Raw genomic sequence first — 16,107 nt, 5'->3', positions numbered from 1 at the left:
TCCGTTGATTACCGGGCCAGGTCCCAGGCGAGCCTGAGTCCGGCCTGCTGATGCCGCACGTGTGGTTCGAAGAAGTTGCGGAAACCGGGCCGCTTGAGCGCCGGATCCGTGAACCGGCTGCCGCCCCGCAGGACGAAATGCCGGCCGTCGAACCAGGGCAGCGAGTAACCGTCGTAGGGAAACGGCTGGAAGCCGGGGTAGGGCGCCAGGGCATTCCCGCACCACTCCCAGACAGTGCCGGTGGCGTCCAGGCGGTTCTGCGCTGCAGCCACTTCCCACTCGAACTCGTGGGGCAGGCGGGCGCCGGCCCAGCGGGCGAACGCCTGCGCTTCGTAATGGTTGATGCCGCTCACGGGCGCGTCTGCCTGCAGCGGTTTTGGGCCGTTGGGGCCGTTCCAGAGATAACAGCCCGGGCGCACAGGCTGCCACGTCCAGGGGTGGCGGGCGGCCGCTGAGCGGCGCCAGGCATCGCCACTGGCCGTCCAGTGCTCCGGGGTGTCGTAGCCGCCGTTCACCATGAACGCCAGCCATTGCGCATTGCTGACCGGCGTGCGGGCCAGCCTGGCTCCGGCAAGCTGCACTCGGTGGGCCGGGCGCTCGTTGTCGTAGCCGCGCACGTCGTCGGTGCCCACGGTGTAGGTGCCCGCCTGCACCGTCACGACCTCCCGGGACAGCGGGCGCGGCTCCAGCTGTTCCAGTGCGGCGGGCGCCATGGTGCCTGCGTTCGCGGATGCGGTGATGGCGCTGAGGCAGTAGGCGAGGGTTTCGTGGTGCTGGGCGTAGTGCTGCTCAAGGAAGTGCACCAGGTAGTCGTCACGCATCAGCGGATGGCTGGCCAGTGCTTCCGGTGGTGTTGCCAGGAGGTCGCGCGTGCGCGCGTGGATGGCTGCCGTCCACGCGGTGAGCTTGGCCCGGTCCGGCAACCGGGCCGCGCGGCCGTCCTTGGCGCTCAGCTCCGGAAAGTAGAGTGCGTGCAGGGACGGGTCCGGCGGTTCCGCAAGTATCCGCTCCCCGATCCAGTGCTGCTCCACCATGGCGCAGTGTCCCAGGTGCCAACCGATGGGGCTGAGGTCAGGGTGGAACTGCTGGAACAGGTGCGCGTCGTCCAGGTGTTCGCCGAGCCGCGCGCCGGCCGCATGGTGCCGGGCGAGTGCTTCCAGCGCCGACTCGGCGGCATCATTCGCGGTGGGTTGCTCACAGCGCGGTTGTCTGGGCATGGCTGCCGGGCTCCAGGATCACCAGGTGATGGGGAGGGACGGCGTGCCACCGGGCATCGCCGTCCAGGGGCTCCGATACGGCAAGTTGACCGCCGGGAAAGCCGGGGTGCTCCGTGTGGGTGTACAGGCTCGGGCAGTCGAGTCCGTGTGCATGGCGGACCACCGTCAGGCACGCTCCCCGGGCGATGATCAGGTTGAGCAGGGCCGCACGGCCCGTGGCGGAGAGCCAGTCCCGCAGCTGACCCAGCGTCGCGCGGATCGCGGCCGGGAGGTCGTTGTTGCTGGTGCGCAGGTGCTCGCGAAGTAGCGCGAACAGGTACTCGGAATCAGTGGTGCCGTGGATGCCCGCCTCCATCTCGGGACTGAGACGGGCGCGCAGCAGCGGACGGATGTCCCGGGCGAACCCGTCAATGAACCCGTTGTGCAGGAACAGCAGGCCGTCGCCATGAAAGGGCTGGGTGTTGGCGTGGCTGTGGGAGAGGGGGTCGGTTGCGCTGCGCACGTTGGCGATCCACAGCGGGCGTTCAAGCGTGCGTCCGAGTGCGTCCAGGTTGGGGTCGGCCCAGGCTGGCAGGGGTGAGCGGTACACGGCGGGTTCGCCGCGGCCGTCGTACCAGCCGAACCCGATGCCATCCGCATTGACCGTGGCGGAGAGGGTCTCCCTGGGAGCATGTGCCTGCACCACCAGGCTGTGCGGTGGATCCAGCAGAAACGCCTGCAGGGGCAGTGCCGGGCCGGTGTATGCTGCCATTCTGCACATGCTCGAGGTCCTTGAGTCTGCAAGTCCGGCGAATGCTCAGTGTGCCCGTAAACGCGCCGTTCGCCTAACGCTCCGAAATGATATGCCAAAACTATACAGAACCGATACCGTTCTTTCGTCAGTCGTGTGCTCTCCTGCTGGTCGTGCTTCAGGAGGGGGCGGTTGTTCCGCGTCTGCACCAAATGTGTGCCAATGCCTGGCGTGTTGCACGGTGATGGTGCGTTCATTGCCGGTGACAGCACCGGGCCTCCCTGCCGCGAGAGAGAGGCGTGTCGCGCCTTCGGCAATACTTGCCCATCATCTGGCCCGCAGCTTGCAGTTCCCCGGTTACACAGGCGGGAGTTCCCGGCCGCGAAGGCGGCAGGAGTCAGGGACAGAACAGCGTCTGACAATCTGGTTTCAATGGGTCGCTAGGGTTCCGGTTCGCAGCGCGAATGGCTGGTCCGAGAGCAACCGACCTCTCTCCGGAGGGGTTACACGGCGGGACAAAAGCCCGGGAGGTCGTTAATCGAGCTCCTGTGCCTGTGTCCACCGGTAGCCTGATGGGAGAGAGTCATGATCCAGCGCCAAACCAAGAGCACCAGCCGCGTCGTCGGTTTTCTCTGTGCAGCCGCACTCTCCGTTTCCGTTGTCGTACCCGGCCACGCCGTCGCACAGGAGCGCGACAGTTTCCGCGTTGCCTGGAGCATCTACGTGGGCTGGATGCCCTGGGGATGGGGTGAAGCCGAAGGCATTGTCGACAAGTGGGCGGACAAGTACGACATCGACATCGATGTGGTGCAGATCAACGACTACATCGAGTCGATCAACCTCTATACCGGTGGCGAGTTCGATGCCGTCACCATCACCAACATGGACGCACTGACCATTCCCGCCGCCGGCGGAGTGGATACCACCGCGTTGATCGTGGGCGACTTCTCCGACGGCAATGACGGCGTCGTGCTCAAGGACACGGACAACCTCGAGGACATCGAAGGCCAGCGCGTCCACCTGGTCGAGCTGTCCGTCTCCCACTACCTGCTCGCCCGGGCCCTGGAGTCGGTGGGCATGACTGAACGCGACATCCAGGTCGTCAATACCGCCGATGCCGATATCGTTGCGGCGTTCTCCAGTGACGACGTGCGTGCCGTCACCACGTGGAACCCGCAGCTCAACGAGATCCGCGGGATGGACAACGCCAACGTGGTCTTCGACTCCTCGCAGATTCCCGGCGAGATCATGGACCTGATGGTGGTGAAGACCGACGTCCTCGAGGCGAACCCGGAACTCGGCAAGGCCCTGACCGGTGCCTGGTACGAAATCATGGACGTCATGTTCGGTGACGACAGCGAGGCGGCGGAGAACGCCCGCGCCGACATGGGCGAAGCCGCCGGCACCGACCTGGAAGGCTACGAGGCCCAGCTTGAGCTGACCCGTTTCTTCGACGACCCCGCCGACGGCGTGTCCTTCCTGGAGAGTGACCAGCCCCGGGAGACCATGGACAACGTGCGCGAGTTCGCCTTCGAGCACGGGCTGCTGGGCGAGTCTGCCCCGAGTCCGGACTTCGTCGGCATCGAACTCCCCGACGGTTCCGTGCTGGGGAACGAGGGCAACGTGAACCTGCGCTTCACCGCCGAGTACATGCGCATGGCCGCGGACGGCGAACTGTAATCCGCACCGGAGCGTGTCCGCCTGCGGGCGGACACGCGGCACGCGCCGCCATCGGGAGTAACCCATGAAGCGCCTGATCAATCGCCGCCCCAGCCGCGTCCTGTCCGTGGCGCTCACGCTGCTGCCGTTCATCGTGGTGTTGCTGGTCTACATGACCGCTTCGGCGCTGCGACTGGCAGAGAACCCGAACGATCCGATCCTGCCATCGCTGCTCTCCATGGCGGAGTCGGTGCAGCGGCTCGCCACGGAGCCAAGCCGGCGCACCGGGGAGCTGATCCTCTGGGTCGACACCGCTGCCAGCCTGACCCGGCTTGGTCTCGGCGTGCTCATCAGCGCCGGCATCGGCCTGGTCTTTGGCATCGTCACGGGGCTGATTCCCTACGTGAACCGGACCATGGGCTCGTTCATTGCCGCCGTGTCCATGATTCCGCCCCTTGCGGTGCTGCCCATCCTGTTCATCGCCTTCGGTGTCGGCGAGCTGGCGAAGGTGGTGCTGATCATCTTCGGGATCGCGCCGTTCATCACCCGCGACGTGCAGCAGCGCGTGGAAGAGCTGCCCACGGAACAGCTGGTGAAGGCCCAGACCCTGGGAGCCTCCACCTGGCAGATCCTGCTGCGTGTGGTGTTGCCGCAGGTCTTCCCGCGCCTGCTGGATGCAACCCGGCTGGCCATGGGCGCGGCCTGGCTGTTCCTGATCGCATCCGAGGCCATTGCCGCCACCGAAGGCCTGGGCTATCGCATCTTCCTGGTGCGGCGCTACCTGGATATGGAAACGATCCTGCCCTACGTGATCTGGATCACGCTGCTGGCGTTCCTGTTCGACTTCGCCCTACGCAAGGTCAACACCATCTTCTTTCCCTGGTACGGGAATCGGAGGGGCGCATGACATCCGTTGAAGCCCGAAAACTGTGGAAAGAGTACGGCGGCGACGTCGTCCTCGAGAACATCGACCTGCAGGTGCGCTCCGGTGAGTTCGTCACCATCGTCGGCGCCTCCGGGTGCGGCAAGACCACCTTTCTGCGCATGCTGCTGGGCGAGGAGTCCCAGACGCGCGGCGAGCTGCTGCTGGGGGGCAGCCCCATGCCGGATGAACCCGGGCCGGACCGCGGCGTGGTCTTCCAGAAGTACTCCGTGTTTCCCCACCTCACGGCGCTGGGCAACGTGATGCTCGGTGAGGCGTTCGAGCGCTCGCCGTGGATCGGCCGCCTGTTCGGGGCGGCGCGTCGCCGTGCCCGGGAACGTGCCATGGAGATGCTGGAGAGCGTGGGCCTGGAACACGCGGCGGACAAGTACCCCAGCGAGCTCTCCGGCGGCATGCAGCAGCGCCTCGCCATCGCCCAGGCCCTCATGAAGGACCCTGGCGTGCTGTTACTGGACGAGCCCTTCGGCGCGCTTGACCCGGGCATTCGCAAGGACATGCACGCCATGATTCTCGATCTGTGGCGTCGCACCGGCATCACCATCTTCATGATCACCCACGATCTCAAGGAAGGCTTCGATCTGGGCACGCGCCTGCTGGTGTTCGACAAGGTGCGTCACGACCCCCAGGCACCGAACGCCTACGGCGCCAAGATTACCTACGACATCCCGCTGGGCCGGACCGATGAAGCCACCTGGGAGCAGGTGCGTGAATCCGTCGGCCCCGGGGAAGCGACGACCGGGTCGTTCGCCACAACCAGCACAAGACAGGCACAGGAGGACGCAACATGAACGCAACACCCGTGGCAGAGGACCGGGTCGTCCTGCGGGACGCCATCCCCGGCGGGCGGTACTGGTCCATGGTGATCAAGCGCGGTTTCACCCTGCGGCTGACCGACCGTGACGGCGGCGCCAATGTCGCCATGCTGCTGTTCAATCCGGCCAACCTGCTGGAGCGCTACAACATGGCCGACACCCTGAAGGGGCAGCACACCTCGCGGCTGACGCGGGGCAACATGCTCTACTCGGACATGGGCCGCGCCATGCTCTCCATCGTCGCCGACACGGTGGGCTGGCACGACACCATCGGTGGTGTCACCGACGCCGCCATGATCCGTGACCAGTACGGTGAAGCGCCGTATCAGGAGCACCGCAACGCCTTCTACCGCAACGGCCGCGAGCTGTTTCTCATCGAGCTGGGCAAGTGGGGCCTGGGGAAGCGGGATCTGGTGCCCAACCTGAACCTGTTCAGCAAGGTCTACGCCGGCAACGACGGCCGCATGGTCTACGAGCCGGATCACAGCCAGCCCGGCGACAGCGTCGACCTGCGCGCGGAGATGGACACCCTGGTGGTGCTCAACACCGCCCCGCATCCCATGGCGCCGGGCAGCACGTACGCCCCTGCCGGCGTCGACCTGGCCATCTACCGTTCGGAGCCGGTGCGTGACGACGACTACTGCGTCCACCACCGCCCGGAGAACGCGCGCGCCTACGCCAACACACTGATTGCCAACTGTCAGGGGTGAACACCATGAGCGGCAAGAACCTGGTCGAGAGCGACCGCAATCCCGACAACGCCGTGCTGCGCCAGGTGGTGCCGGCCGGCGAACCCTGGATGGGCGAAGTCCGGAAGGGACAGACGCTGCGCATACTGGACCTGGAAGGGAATCAGGCGGCGGACACGCTGTTCTACAGCCTCGCGGATCCCCAGGGGGAGAAGTACAGCGCCATCGATACCGTGCGCGGCCAGGGCAACGTCTACCTGACCACCGGCTCCCAGCTGCGCTCCAACGAGGGCAACGTGATGCTCACCATCACCGCCGATACCTGCGGCCGGCACGACACCCTGGGGGGCGCCTGCTCGGCGGAGTCCAACCAGATGCGCTATGCGCTGGACAAAAAGCCCATGCACTCCTGCCGCGACAACTACCTGCACGCCATCCAGGAGTGCGGCTACGGGCTCACCAAGCGGGACATCGTGCACAACATCAACTTCTTCATGAACGTACCGCTGACGCCGGAGGGCGGGCTGACCTTCGAGGACGGGATCTCGGCGCCGGGCAAGTACGTGGAGATGCGCGCCGAGATGGACGTCATCGTCCTGGTCTCCAACTGCCCGCAGCTCAACAACCCGTGCAACGCCTATAACCCGACGCCCATCGAGATGATCGTCTGGGACTGATCGGGGTTGCCGGACCGGAAGGCTTCGGTCCGGGCGGGCCCGCCCTGCCCTGGTGTCGAGGCGTTTCCGGTGCGCCCAGGGACGACCCTGGGCGCCGTCAGACTCGCTGCGGGACGACCCGCCGACGGAGAACGGACACGTCATGTTCAACAAGGTCCTGATTGCCAATCGCGGCGCCATCGCCTGTCGCATCATGCGCACGCTGAAGAGGCTGGGCATCCAGTCCGTCGCGGTCTACAGCGAGGCCGACCGCCACTCCCTGCACGTGCGTCAGGCGGACCAGGCGGTGCATATCGGTGAGTCCGCGGCCAGTGCCTCGTACCTCAACGGCGACCGCATCCTGCAGGTGGCAAAGGAGACCGGCGCCGAGGCCATTCACCCCGGGTACGGCTTCCTGTCGGAGAACGCCGACTTCGCCGACGCCTGCGAGGCTGCAGGCATTGCCTTCATCGGCCCCACCGGGCAGCAGATGCGGGACTTCGGGCTCAAGCACACCGCCCGCCGCCTCGCTGAAGAGAACAGCGTGCCCATGCTCCCGGGCACCGGCCTGCTGGAGAGCCTGGACGAGGCCGTGAGCGCGGCCGAGCGCATCGGCTACCCGGTGATGCTCAAGAGCACCGCCGGGGGCGGCGGCATCGGCATGCAGCTCTGCCACGGCGAGCAGGATCTGCGCGACGCCTACGACTCCGTCAAACGCCTTTCGCAGAACAACTTCTCCAACAGCGGCCTCTTTCTGGAGAAATTCGTCCAGCGCGCCCGCCACATCGAAGTGCAGCTCTTCGGTGACGGCCGGGGTGGCGTGATCGCCCTGGGCGAGCGGGACTGCTCCCTGCAGCGGCGCAATCAGAAGGTGGTGGAAGAGACTCCGGCGCCGAACATCAGTGACGCCGTCCGTGCCGATCTGCTGGCCGCCGCCGAGACCCTCGGCCGGGGCGTGAACTACCGCTCCGCCGGCACGGTGGAGTACATCTTCGACGCCGACACGGGCGAGTTCTACTTCCTGGAGGTGAACACCCGGCTGCAGGTGGAGCACGGTGTCACCGAAGCGGTCACCGGTGTCGATCTGGTGGAATGGATGGTGCGCGGCGCGGCCGGTGATCTGCCGGATCTGGAGACATTGCGCCCGGGCCGGCCCGACGGACACGCCATCCAGGTGCGGCTCTACGCCGAGGACCCCGGCAAGAGCTTTCAGCCCTCCACCGGGCTGCTCACGGAGGTGGTGTTTCCCGAGGACGCGCGGGTGGACACCTGGGTGGAGCGGGGCAGCGAGATCTCGCCCTGGTACGACCCCATGATCGCCAAGGTGATCGTCCACGCGGCCGACCGCGCGGCGGCCATCGAGGCCATGCACCAGGCGCTGGGCGTCACCGAGCTGCATGGTCTGGAGACCAACCTGCGCTACCTGCGACAGGTGGTGGCCGACGACACCTTCGGTCGCGGCGAGGTCACCACCCAGTATCTGAACGGCTTCAGCTACCACGCCGCCACCATTGACGTGGTCAGCCCCGGGACCCAGACTACCGTGCAGGACTGGCCCGGGCGCGTGGGGTACTGGGACATCGGCGTCCCGCCCTCCGGCCCCATGGACAGCCTGGCCTTCCGCATGGGCAACCGTATCGTCGGCAACGACGAGGGCGCCGCGGGTCTGGAGCTGACCGTCACCGGGCCGAGCCTGCGCTTCAACACCGATGCGGTGATTGCGCTCACCGGTGCGGCCATGCGCGCGCAACTGGACGGCGAACCGGTGCCGTTCTGGCGGCCGGTCATGGTCACCGCCGGTCAGACCCTGAAGATGGGGCCGGTGCAGGGCGCCGGTGTACGGGCGTATCTCCTGGTGGCGGGTGGCCTCGACGTGCCCCTGCACATGGGCAGCCGCGCCACCTTCACGCTCGGCCAGATGGGCGGCCACGGGGCACGTGCGCTGCAGCCGGGCGACGTGCTTCACATTGGCGGGACGGAGTCGGTGAACGCCGCCATTCCCCGGGACGAGGCGCTGCCGGAGTACGGTCACCACTGGACGATCCGTACCGTCTACGGGCCCCACGGCGCGCCGGACTTCTTCACCCCGAACGACATCGACACCTTCTTCGGCACCGACTGGGAGATTCACTACAACTCCAGCCGCACCGGTGTCCGCCTGGTGGGACCGAAACCGGAGTGGGCCCGGGAGGATGGCGGCGAGGCCGGGCTGCACCCGTCCAACATCCACGACAACGCCTACGCCATCGGCACCATCGACTTCACCGGCGACATGCCCGTGATCCTGGGGCCGGACGGGCCGAGCCTGGGCGGGTTCGTCTGCCCGGCGACCATCGTCAGCGCCGATCTCTGGAAAATGGGGCAGTTGAAGCCCGGCGACACGGTGCGCTTCGTGGCGGTGTCCGTGGATGAGGCGAACCGTCTGGAGGCGGCCCAGGACGACGCCATCCAGGCCCTGCAGGCGCCGGAGCATGACGCGGAGCCGGCGCCGGTGACGACACCGATCCTCCGGGACGAGCGCGGCAACGGCCACCCGTTGGGGGTCACCTACCGGCCGGCGGGCGACAAGTACCTGCTGGTGGAGTACGGCCCCATCGAGCTGGATCTGAACCTGCGCTTCCGCGTCCAGGCGCTGCTGGAGTGGCTGGTCGAGCAGGGCATCACGGGCATCACCGAGATGACGCCCGGCGTGCGCAGCCTGCAGATTCACTACGAGCCGAAGCAGTTGCCCCTGGCGCGGCTCATGCAGTTGCTGGAGCAGGCCGAGGCGGAGCTCAAGGATCTCTCCGAGGCCGAGCTGCCGTCGCGCATCATTCACCTGCCGCTGGCCTGGGACGACAGCCAGACGCAGCTCGCCACGCAGAAGTACATGCAGTCCGTGCGCAGTGACGCCCCCTGGTGTCCGCGCAACATCGAGTTCATTCGCCGCATCAACGGGCTGGACAGCGAAGCCGACGTCAAGCGCATCGTCTTCGACGCCTCCTACCTGGTCATGGGGCTGGGGGACGTCTACCTGTCCGCGCCGCTGGCCACACCGGTGGATCCGCGCCACCGGCTGGTGACCACCAAGTACAACCCGGCGCGCACGTGGACGCCGGAGAACGCCGTGGGCATCGGTGGCTCCTACATGTGCATCTACGGCATGGAAGGGCCGGGCGGTTACCAGTTCGTGGGCCGAACCCTGCAGATCTGGAACCGTTACAAGGTCACGCCGGAATTCCAGCAGCCGTGGCTGCTGCGGTTCTTCGACCAGATCCGTTTCTACGAGGTGACCGAGGACGAGCTGCTCGCCATGCGCGACGCCTTCCCCAAGGGTGGGCTGCGCATCGACATCGAGGAGACCACCTTCTCGCTCAAGCGCTACAACGCGTTCCTGGCCGCCAATCGCGACAGTATCGAGACCTTCAAGACGCGCCAGCAGGCGGCCTTCGAGGCGGAACGGCAGCGCTGGATCGAAAGCGGGCAGGCCAATTACGAGGCCGACGCCGAACCGCCCACGCCGGAGCCGGACGCGGTGGAACTGGCCGATGGCGAATACGCCGTGGAAGGCCACGTCCACGGCAGTCTCTGGGCGCTGGACGTGCAGGCCGGTGACCGCGTGGAGGAGGATCAGCAGCTGCTGGTGCTGGAGTCCATGAAGATGGAAATCCCGGTGATGGCCGAGGCGGCCGGCACCGTCAGACAGGTGTCGTGCAGCGAAGGCGATCAGGTCACGCCGGGTCAGGTGCTGCTGGTCATCGCCGAAGACCCCCGGTAACGAAGCACTCGTGGGAACGGCTTCAGCCGCGACATGTTCCGGGTCCGGTTGCTTTCGCGGCTGAAGCCGCTCCTACAGAGACAGACAAACAGGACGAGGTACAACGATGCAGACCCTCACCGAACTTCTGGCCGCCTATCGCAGTGGCCGCATGAACCTTCGCCGGCACATCGCCGAGGTCATGGAGACGGCGCGCTCCGGTGACGACCGCAACATCTGGATCACCGTGCTCACGGACGCCCAGCTCGAACCCTATCTGCAGCGCCTGGAAGCGGCCGACCCGGCGGAGCTGCCCCTCTACGGCGTGCCTTTCGCCATGAAGGACAACATCGACCTGGCCGGCGTGCCCACCACCGCCGGTTGCCCGGATTACGCCTATACGCCGGAGGCCTCCGCCTTCGTGGTCCAGCGGCTCATCGATGCCGGTGCCGTGCCCGTGGGCAAGACCAACCTGGACCAGTTTGCCACCGGTCTCGTTGGCACCCGCTCCCCCTACGGTGCCTGCGGCAACGCCTTCGACCCGGCGTACGTCTCGGGTGGCTCCAGCTCCGGTTCGGCGGTGAGCGTGGCGCTGGGGCAGGTCTGCTTCTCCCTCGGCACCGATACCGCCGGCTCCGGCCGCGTGCCGGCGGCGTTCAATAACCTGGTGGGGGTCAAGCCCACCTGCGGTCTGCTGAGCGCCAGCGGTGTGGTGCCCGCCTGCCGGACCATCGACACCATCTCGATTTTCGCCACCACCGCTGCCGACGCCCAGCAGGTGCTGGACGTGGCCGCGAGCTACGATCCTGACGACGCCTACGCACGGCCGGATACCGTGCCGCCACTGGGGCATGGCCGCATTCCGACGGAGGGGTTCCGGTTCGGCGTGCCCGGGGCGGCGCAGCTCGCCTTCTTCGGCAACCACGAGGCCTCGGCGCTGTTCGACCAGGCCGTGGCGCGTCTGCAGGCTGTGGGGGGCACACCGGTGGAGCTGGACTTCGAGCCCTTTCTGGAAGCCGCGCGCTTACTCTATGAGGGGCCCTGGGTGTCCGAGCGTTACACCGCGATCCGCGACTTCATCGAGCGCCATCCCGAGTCGCTGTTCGATGTGACGCGGGAGATCATCGGCGGGGGCGGCGCGCCGCTGGCCACGGACGCGTTTGCCGCACAGTATCGCCTGCAGGCCCTGCGGCGTCGCACCGAGGCCACCTGGTCCGATGTGGACCTGGTGGTGACGCCGACGGCGGGCACCATCTACACCATCGACGCGGTCAATGCCGACCCGGTCCGGCTCAACAGCAACCTGGGCTACTACACCAACTTCATGAACCTGTTGGACTTCAGCGCGCTGGCCGTGCCGGCGGGCTTCCAGTCCGAGGGTCTGCCCTTCGGCGTCACGCTGTTCGCGCCCGCCTTCTACGACCAGGATCTGCTGGCCATCGGTGACCGGCTGCACCGGACGCAGGACGTCACCCTCGGCGCCACGGGTGCCGCCATGCCGGCGGGCGCGCCGGTGGACGCCCGGCACCAGCACACCATCCCGGTGGCCGTCTGCGGCGCTCACATGCGCGGGCTGCCGCTGAACTGGCAGCTGACGGAGCGGCGTGCCCGGTTCCGGGAAGTGGCGCGCTCGGCGCCGGAATACCGTTTCTATGCCCTGCCCGGCGGGCCGCCGCACCGCCCGGGCATGGTGCACGTGGGCGCCGGTGGCGGATCGGTCGGTCTCGAGATCTGGGACGTGCCGGCGGACCGGTTCGGCTCGTTCGTGGCCGGGATTCCCGCGCCGCTGGGAATCGGTCGTGTCCGCCTGGACGACGGCCGTGAGGTGCCGGGTTTCATCTGCGAGGCGAGCGGGGCCGAGGGGGCCGAGGACATTACCCACCTGGGTGACTGGCGGGCGTGGCTTGAGCGTGGTTAGCCGGATGAACCGCTTTCGGCGATGGTGCGGAGCGCGGCGTCGTACGGGTCGATGATGCCGGCCACCACGCAGAGCTGGACCAGCTCCGCCAGGTTGTTTACCTGCAGGCGCTGGAATACGCGGCTGCGATACAGCTCCGCCGTGCGGGCGCCGATGTCCAGCTCCGCGGCGATCTCCCGGGCCCGCAGGCCGCGGGCCAGCGGTTCCACAAGATCCCGCTCCCGCGGGGTCAGCGCCTGGAAGCGCGCACCGACGGCGCGCTCGAAGGCGCGCCGTTCGTGTATGCGGCGGTCCGCTTCCAGGGCCTGCTGCACCACGTCCAGCAGCTCCTGCTCGTTGAACGGTTTCTCGATGAAATCGGTTGCGCCGCCGCGGAAGGCCCGCTTGACCATGGGGACGTCGGCGTGGCCGCTGACGAGAATGACCGGCAGCGGACACTGCTGGTCGCGCAGCGCCTGCTGGACGGTCAGCCCGCCCATGCCGGGCATGCGCACGTCCAGCAGCACGCAGCCGAACATGTCCGCGTGCACGGCCTCCAGAAACCGGGCGCCGTCGGCGAACGTCCGACACTGGATGTCCATGGACTCCAGCAGCCACGCCGTCGACTCCAGCATGCCGGTGTCGTCGTCGACCACGTAGACCACCGGCTGATACTCGGTCATCTCGCTCACGCTTCTCCTCCACGCGTCCATACCGCGAGTGTCACATTGAACACCATGCCGCCGGCCACGTCTGCCTCCCCGCCGAGCGTGCCGCCGAGCTGTTCCACGATCGAGCGACTGATGGTCAGGCCGAGACCCACGCCTTCCGGTTTGCTCGACCGGAATGGTTCGAACAGGTTCTCCACGGCGTGCGCGTCCAGCCCGGGGCCATTGTCGCGGACGTGGATGGTGACGGTGTCGGCCTCGTCATCGTGGCTGGCGTCGATCCAGATCCGCGGGTCATGGTTTCCGTCCTGGTCGCGGCTGGCGTCGATGGCGTTGCGGATGAGATTCACCAGCACCTGCTCCAGGAGGACCTGGTCGGCGACCACCGGAGGGAGTCTCGGCGGCGGCGTCCAGTCGATCCGGACACCGCTGCGGCGCGCTTCCCAGGCCACCATCTCGATCACCGAGCGCACGGCCGGCTCCACGGCGACGGCGGTGATCTGGCGGCGGTCCTTGCGGATAAAGGCGCGCAGTCGCTGGATGACCTGGGCGGCGTGCTGGGCCCGGTCATCAATGCGTTTGAGGCCGTCCTGAAGGTGATCACGATCGGGGGTATCCGCCCGGTCCAGGTGGTTTCTGCAGGCGCGCGCGTAGTTCATGATCGACGCCAGTGGTTGATTCATCTCGTGGGCGATGCCGGAGGCCAGCTCGCCCATGGTGCTCAACCGCGCGGCGTGGGCCAGCTCATCCTGGTGCTCGCGGGCCTGGGCCTCGCGCATCTCGCGGTCGGACATGTCCCGGGCGATCACGGAGACGTACTGCAGGGCGTCATCGTCGCCGGTGTGGGACATGACCACCATGGAGACGGGGAACGAGCCGTCGGGTCCGCGACCGGCCAGCCGCAGGTCGCCACGCCAGACGCCGCCCCGGAGGGCCGTGGGCAGCGCCTCCTGGATGAACGCCTCCCGCGAGTTCCCGGCCACGAGATCGGCCACCGCGATGGTGGAATCCAGCGGGTGCTGCAGCCCGAGGTGGTCCCCCGCGGCGCGGTTGAAATGCAGCACCGATCCCCGGGCATCCGAGAACAGCACCAGGTCCGTGGTCGCGGCGACGATGGCGGCGAGCCGTCGCGTTTCCTCTTCCGCCCGGTGGCGTTTGGTGACATCCCGGGAGATGCAGACCCATTCGGCGATTTCACCGCTGTAGGTGTCGCGGATGGCGCGCATGGCGATCTCGAACCAGCGGTACCCTCCCTGGGCATCGCGGAGGCGGCAGGTCATGGTGTGAAAGCCGCGCTCCACCAGCGCGGCCTTGGCGTCGGCATCCTGCTGCTCCCGTTCGGCCGGTGCCATCAGATTGCTGAGTGTCGTGCCTTCCAGTTCCCCGGGCATGCGCCCGAGCAGTTGTAGCGAGGCGGGGGAGACGTACAGGAACGTGCCGGCGCGGTCGTGTCTCGAGATGAGGTCCGTGGTGTTCTCGGTGATCAGGCGGTGGATGCGGTCCACGCGGCTGGACCAGCGCGCCGCGCGCCGCTGCTCGGTGGCGTCCCGACCCCGCAGCGCCACCCGGCGACCATCCGCGACGGGGATGTAGGTCCACAGGAGTATGCGGTCCGCCACGTCCGTTTCCACCTCGGCAATGGAGCGAACGCCCTGCACTGCCGAGCGGAACAGCGCCCCGTGATTGGCGGGGAGCAGGCTGTGCACACCGGGCAGCGCAAGCTGGGACGCCAGGGCGCTTGCCGCCGGGTTCTCCAGCACCAGGTCGCCGCGCCCGTTGAACAGCAGCCCGGGGCAGGGGTCACGCCAGAGCAGAGAGGCCTCCGGGAGCGCCGGGGGGTCGTCCGGCGCGCCGGTGATGTGCTGGAGCACCCCGGCCAGCATCACGGCCACGGCCAGCGCATCGGCGCCCACGGGTTCGGCGATGGCGAACAGGGCGTCGCCGCCATCCGGTAGCGCGGCTCGCACCAGTTGCCACTGCGTGTCCGGGGCGGCTGCTTTCAGGCGTGCCAGTACCGGCGTGTCCGGGCACCGGCTCGCGGCGGTGTCCAGGGGCGTGGGCGTGCACGTCGCAAGGTGCTCGTTCAGGCCCTGATCGCTCCCCCCGCTGGTACGCCTGATCTGTCCGTGCTGCAGCCGGCGCATCCCCGCCACCGGTTGCAGGAGATCGCCGGCGGGATGGCGCACGAAGGCGGCGTACGCCTGGTCGGGGCACCACGCTTCAAGCAGCCGGCTCATGGCCAGGACGCGGGCTCGCTGGTCCGGAGCCAGTGCGGCGGCGCCAAAAGCGCGGGTGAGAGCGCTCACGATGGGGTTCGTCATATAGTATTTATACGATATGTTCTAGGTGATTTTGCAATACTGCGCAACTGTTGCTACGTTCTTCCACCATAAAATATCGAATCAAGCAACCGTTGTGCGGAGGAGACGCAATGCACCAGCCTGCATCATCCATCTTCGAGCAGCACCTCGGGCAGACGCCCGCCAACTACACGCCGCTGTCGCCCCTTACCTTCATCGAGCGCACCGCCAGTGTCTACCCGGAGCGTACCGCGGTCATCCACGGCAGCATCCGCCGGAGTTGGGCCGAGACCTATGCGCGCTGCCGGCGTCTCGCTGGCGCGCTGCACAACCGCGGCATCGGCAAGGGCGACACGGTGGCGGCGATGCTGCCCAACATCCCGGAGATGCTGGAGGCGCATTTCGGCGTGCCCATGGTCGGTGCCGTGCTGAACGCCCTCAACACCCGCCTGGATGCGGAGGCCATCGCGTTCATGCTGGGCCACGGCGAGGCCCGGGCGCTGATCGCCGACCGCGAGTTCGCACCGGTGGTCCGCGAGGCATTGAGCCGGGTCGACCGCGACATTCTGGTGATCGACGTGGACGACCCGGAGTACGGGGAAGGCGAAGCGCTGAGCGAGCTGGACTACGAGGCGCTGCTCGCCGAGGGCGACCCGCAGTTCCAGTGGCAGAACCCGGACAACGAGTGGGACGCCATTGCCCTCAACTACACCTCCGGCACCACGGGCGACCCCAAGGGCGTGGTCTACCACCACCGCGGCGCCTACCTGAACGCCGTGGGCAACACCATGGTCTGGGAT

12 protein-coding genes and 1 riboswitch are annotated in these 16,107 nt (G+C 67.5%); of the genes, 8 read left to right on the top strand and 4 right to left on the bottom strand.

All coding sequences use genetic code 11. The features are described from left to right. Positions 1–8: 8 nt before the first annotated feature. The gene (locus tag BMZ02_RS18360; protein ID WP_091646507.1) at positions 9–1,217 is read right to left on the bottom strand and encodes an SUMF1/EgtB/PvdO family nonheme iron enzyme; all 1,209 of its coding nucleotides are present in this window, start codon (positions 1,215–1,217) and stop codon (positions 9–11) included. Beyond that, positions 1,195–1,968: a class II glutamine amidotransferase gene (locus BMZ02_RS18355; RefSeq protein ID WP_245754083.1), complete on the bottom strand. Its 774-nt coding sequence runs from the start codon at positions 1,966–1,968 to the stop codon at positions 1,195–1,197. Before BMZ02_RS18355 ends, BMZ02_RS18360 begins: the two co-directional genes overlap by 23 nt. 408 nt (positions 1,969–2,376) lie before the next feature. After that, a riboswitch (guanidine-I (ykkC/yxkD leader) is annotated at positions 2,377–2,479 on the top strand. A gap of 53 nt (positions 2,480–2,532) precedes the next feature. Here BMZ02_RS18355 and BMZ02_RS18350 point away from each other — a divergent pair. The 7 genes from BMZ02_RS18350 (at position 2,533) to atzF (ending at position 12,360) form a co-directional block, all read left to right on the top strand. Continuing rightward, the gene (locus BMZ02_RS18350) at positions 2,533–3,627 is read left to right on the top strand and encodes a putative urea ABC transporter substrate-binding protein (protein ID WP_091646503.1); all 1,095 of its coding nucleotides are present in this window, start codon (positions 2,533–2,535) and stop codon (positions 3,625–3,627) included. A 64-nt stretch (positions 3,628–3,691) separates the two neighbouring features. Continuing rightward, entirely contained in the window at positions 3,692–4,513 is an 822-nt protein-coding gene (locus BMZ02_RS18345; RefSeq protein ID WP_091646501.1) for an ABC transporter permease, read from the top strand. Next, positions 4,510–5,337, top strand: coding sequence for an ATP-binding cassette domain-containing protein (locus tag BMZ02_RS18340; protein WP_091646499.1), 828 nt, complete (start codon positions 4,510–4,512; stop codon positions 5,335–5,337). Before BMZ02_RS18345 ends, BMZ02_RS18340 begins: the two co-directional genes overlap by 4 nt. Further along, the gene (locus BMZ02_RS18335; protein ID WP_091646497.1) at positions 5,334–6,071 is read left to right on the top strand and encodes an urea amidolyase associated protein UAAP1; all 738 of its coding nucleotides are present in this window, start codon (positions 5,334–5,336) and stop codon (positions 6,069–6,071) included. Before BMZ02_RS18340 ends, BMZ02_RS18335 begins: the two co-directional genes overlap by 4 nt. Positions 6,072–6,076: 5 nt before the next feature. Beyond that, a complete protein-coding gene (locus BMZ02_RS18330) occupies positions 6,077–6,727 on the top strand; it encodes an urea amidolyase associated protein UAAP2 (protein ID WP_091646495.1) in 651 nt (216 codons plus the stop codon). A 142-nt stretch (positions 6,728–6,869) separates the two neighbouring features. Beyond that, on the top strand, positions 6,870–10,463 hold the full coding sequence (gene uca, locus BMZ02_RS18325) for an urea carboxylase (protein WP_091646493.1): 3,594 nt from the start codon (positions 6,870–6,872) through the stop codon (positions 10,461–10,463). Positions 10,464–10,569: 106 nt separating this feature from the next. Next, positions 10,570–12,360 (top strand): allophanate hydrolase, encoded by a 1,791-nt coding sequence (atzF, locus tag BMZ02_RS18320; RefSeq protein ID WP_091646491.1) that lies wholly within the window; start codon positions 10,570–10,572, stop codon positions 12,358–12,360. On the opposite strand, the gene BMZ02_RS18315 is transcribed toward atzF, so the two are convergent. After that, complete coding sequence (locus BMZ02_RS18315; RefSeq protein ID WP_091646533.1) at positions 12,357–13,022, bottom strand: response regulator transcription factor; 666 nt, start codon at positions 13,020–13,022, stop codon at positions 12,357–12,359. The two genes, atzF and BMZ02_RS18315, sit on opposite strands and share 4 nt — an antisense overlap. 5 nt (positions 13,023–13,027) lie before the next feature. Beyond that, positions 13,028–15,313 (bottom strand): PAS domain-containing sensor histidine kinase, encoded by a 2,286-nt coding sequence (locus BMZ02_RS18310; protein WP_139209272.1) that lies wholly within the window; start codon positions 15,311–15,313, stop codon positions 13,028–13,030. 125 nt (positions 15,314–15,438) lie between these two features. Between BMZ02_RS18310 and BMZ02_RS18305 the strand changes: the two genes are divergently transcribed. Continuing rightward, on the top strand, positions 15,439–16,107 hold a 669-nt coding region (locus BMZ02_RS18305), incomplete at its 3' end, for an AMP-binding protein (protein ID WP_139209271.1).

Origin of the sequence: Aquisalimonas asiatica (genome assembly GCF_900110585.1) — a bacterium.
GTDB lineage: Bacteria > Pseudomonadota > Gammaproteobacteria > Nitrococcales > Aquisalimonadaceae > Aquisalimonas > Aquisalimonas asiatica.
Note: the sequence above shows the minus strand (reverse complement) of the source record. Positions and strands in the feature narration are given on the sequence as shown.

Coding starts and splice junctions, on each gene's coding strand:
- BMZ02_RS18360 (WP_091646507.1), bottom strand. CDS start 1,217: ATGCCCAGACAACCGCGCTGTGAGCAACCCACCGCGAATGATGCCGCC.
- BMZ02_RS18355 (WP_245754083.1), bottom strand. CDS start 1,968: ATGGCAGCATACACCGGCCCGGCACTGCCCCTGCAGGCGTTTCTGCTG.
- BMZ02_RS18350 (WP_091646503.1), top strand. CDS start 2,533: ATGATCCAGCGCCAAACCAAGAGCACCAGCCGCGTCGTCGGTTTTCTC.
- BMZ02_RS18345 (WP_091646501.1), top strand. CDS start 3,692: ATGAAGCGCCTGATCAATCGCCGCCCCAGCCGCGTCCTGTCCGTGGCG.
- BMZ02_RS18340 (WP_091646499.1), top strand. CDS start 4,510: ATGACATCCGTTGAAGCCCGAAAACTGTGGAAAGAGTACGGCGGCGAC.
- BMZ02_RS18335 (WP_091646497.1), top strand. CDS start 5,334: ATGAACGCAACACCCGTGGCAGAGGACCGGGTCGTCCTGCGGGACGCC.
- BMZ02_RS18330 (WP_091646495.1), top strand. CDS start 6,077: ATGAGCGGCAAGAACCTGGTCGAGAGCGACCGCAATCCCGACAACGCC.
- uca (WP_091646493.1), top strand. CDS start 6,870: ATGTTCAACAAGGTCCTGATTGCCAATCGCGGCGCCATCGCCTGTCGC.
- atzF (WP_091646491.1), top strand. CDS start 10,570: ATGCAGACCCTCACCGAACTTCTGGCCGCCTATCGCAGTGGCCGCATG.
- BMZ02_RS18315 (WP_091646533.1), bottom strand. CDS start 13,022: ATGACCGAGTATCAGCCGGTGGTCTACGTGGTCGACGACGACACCGGC.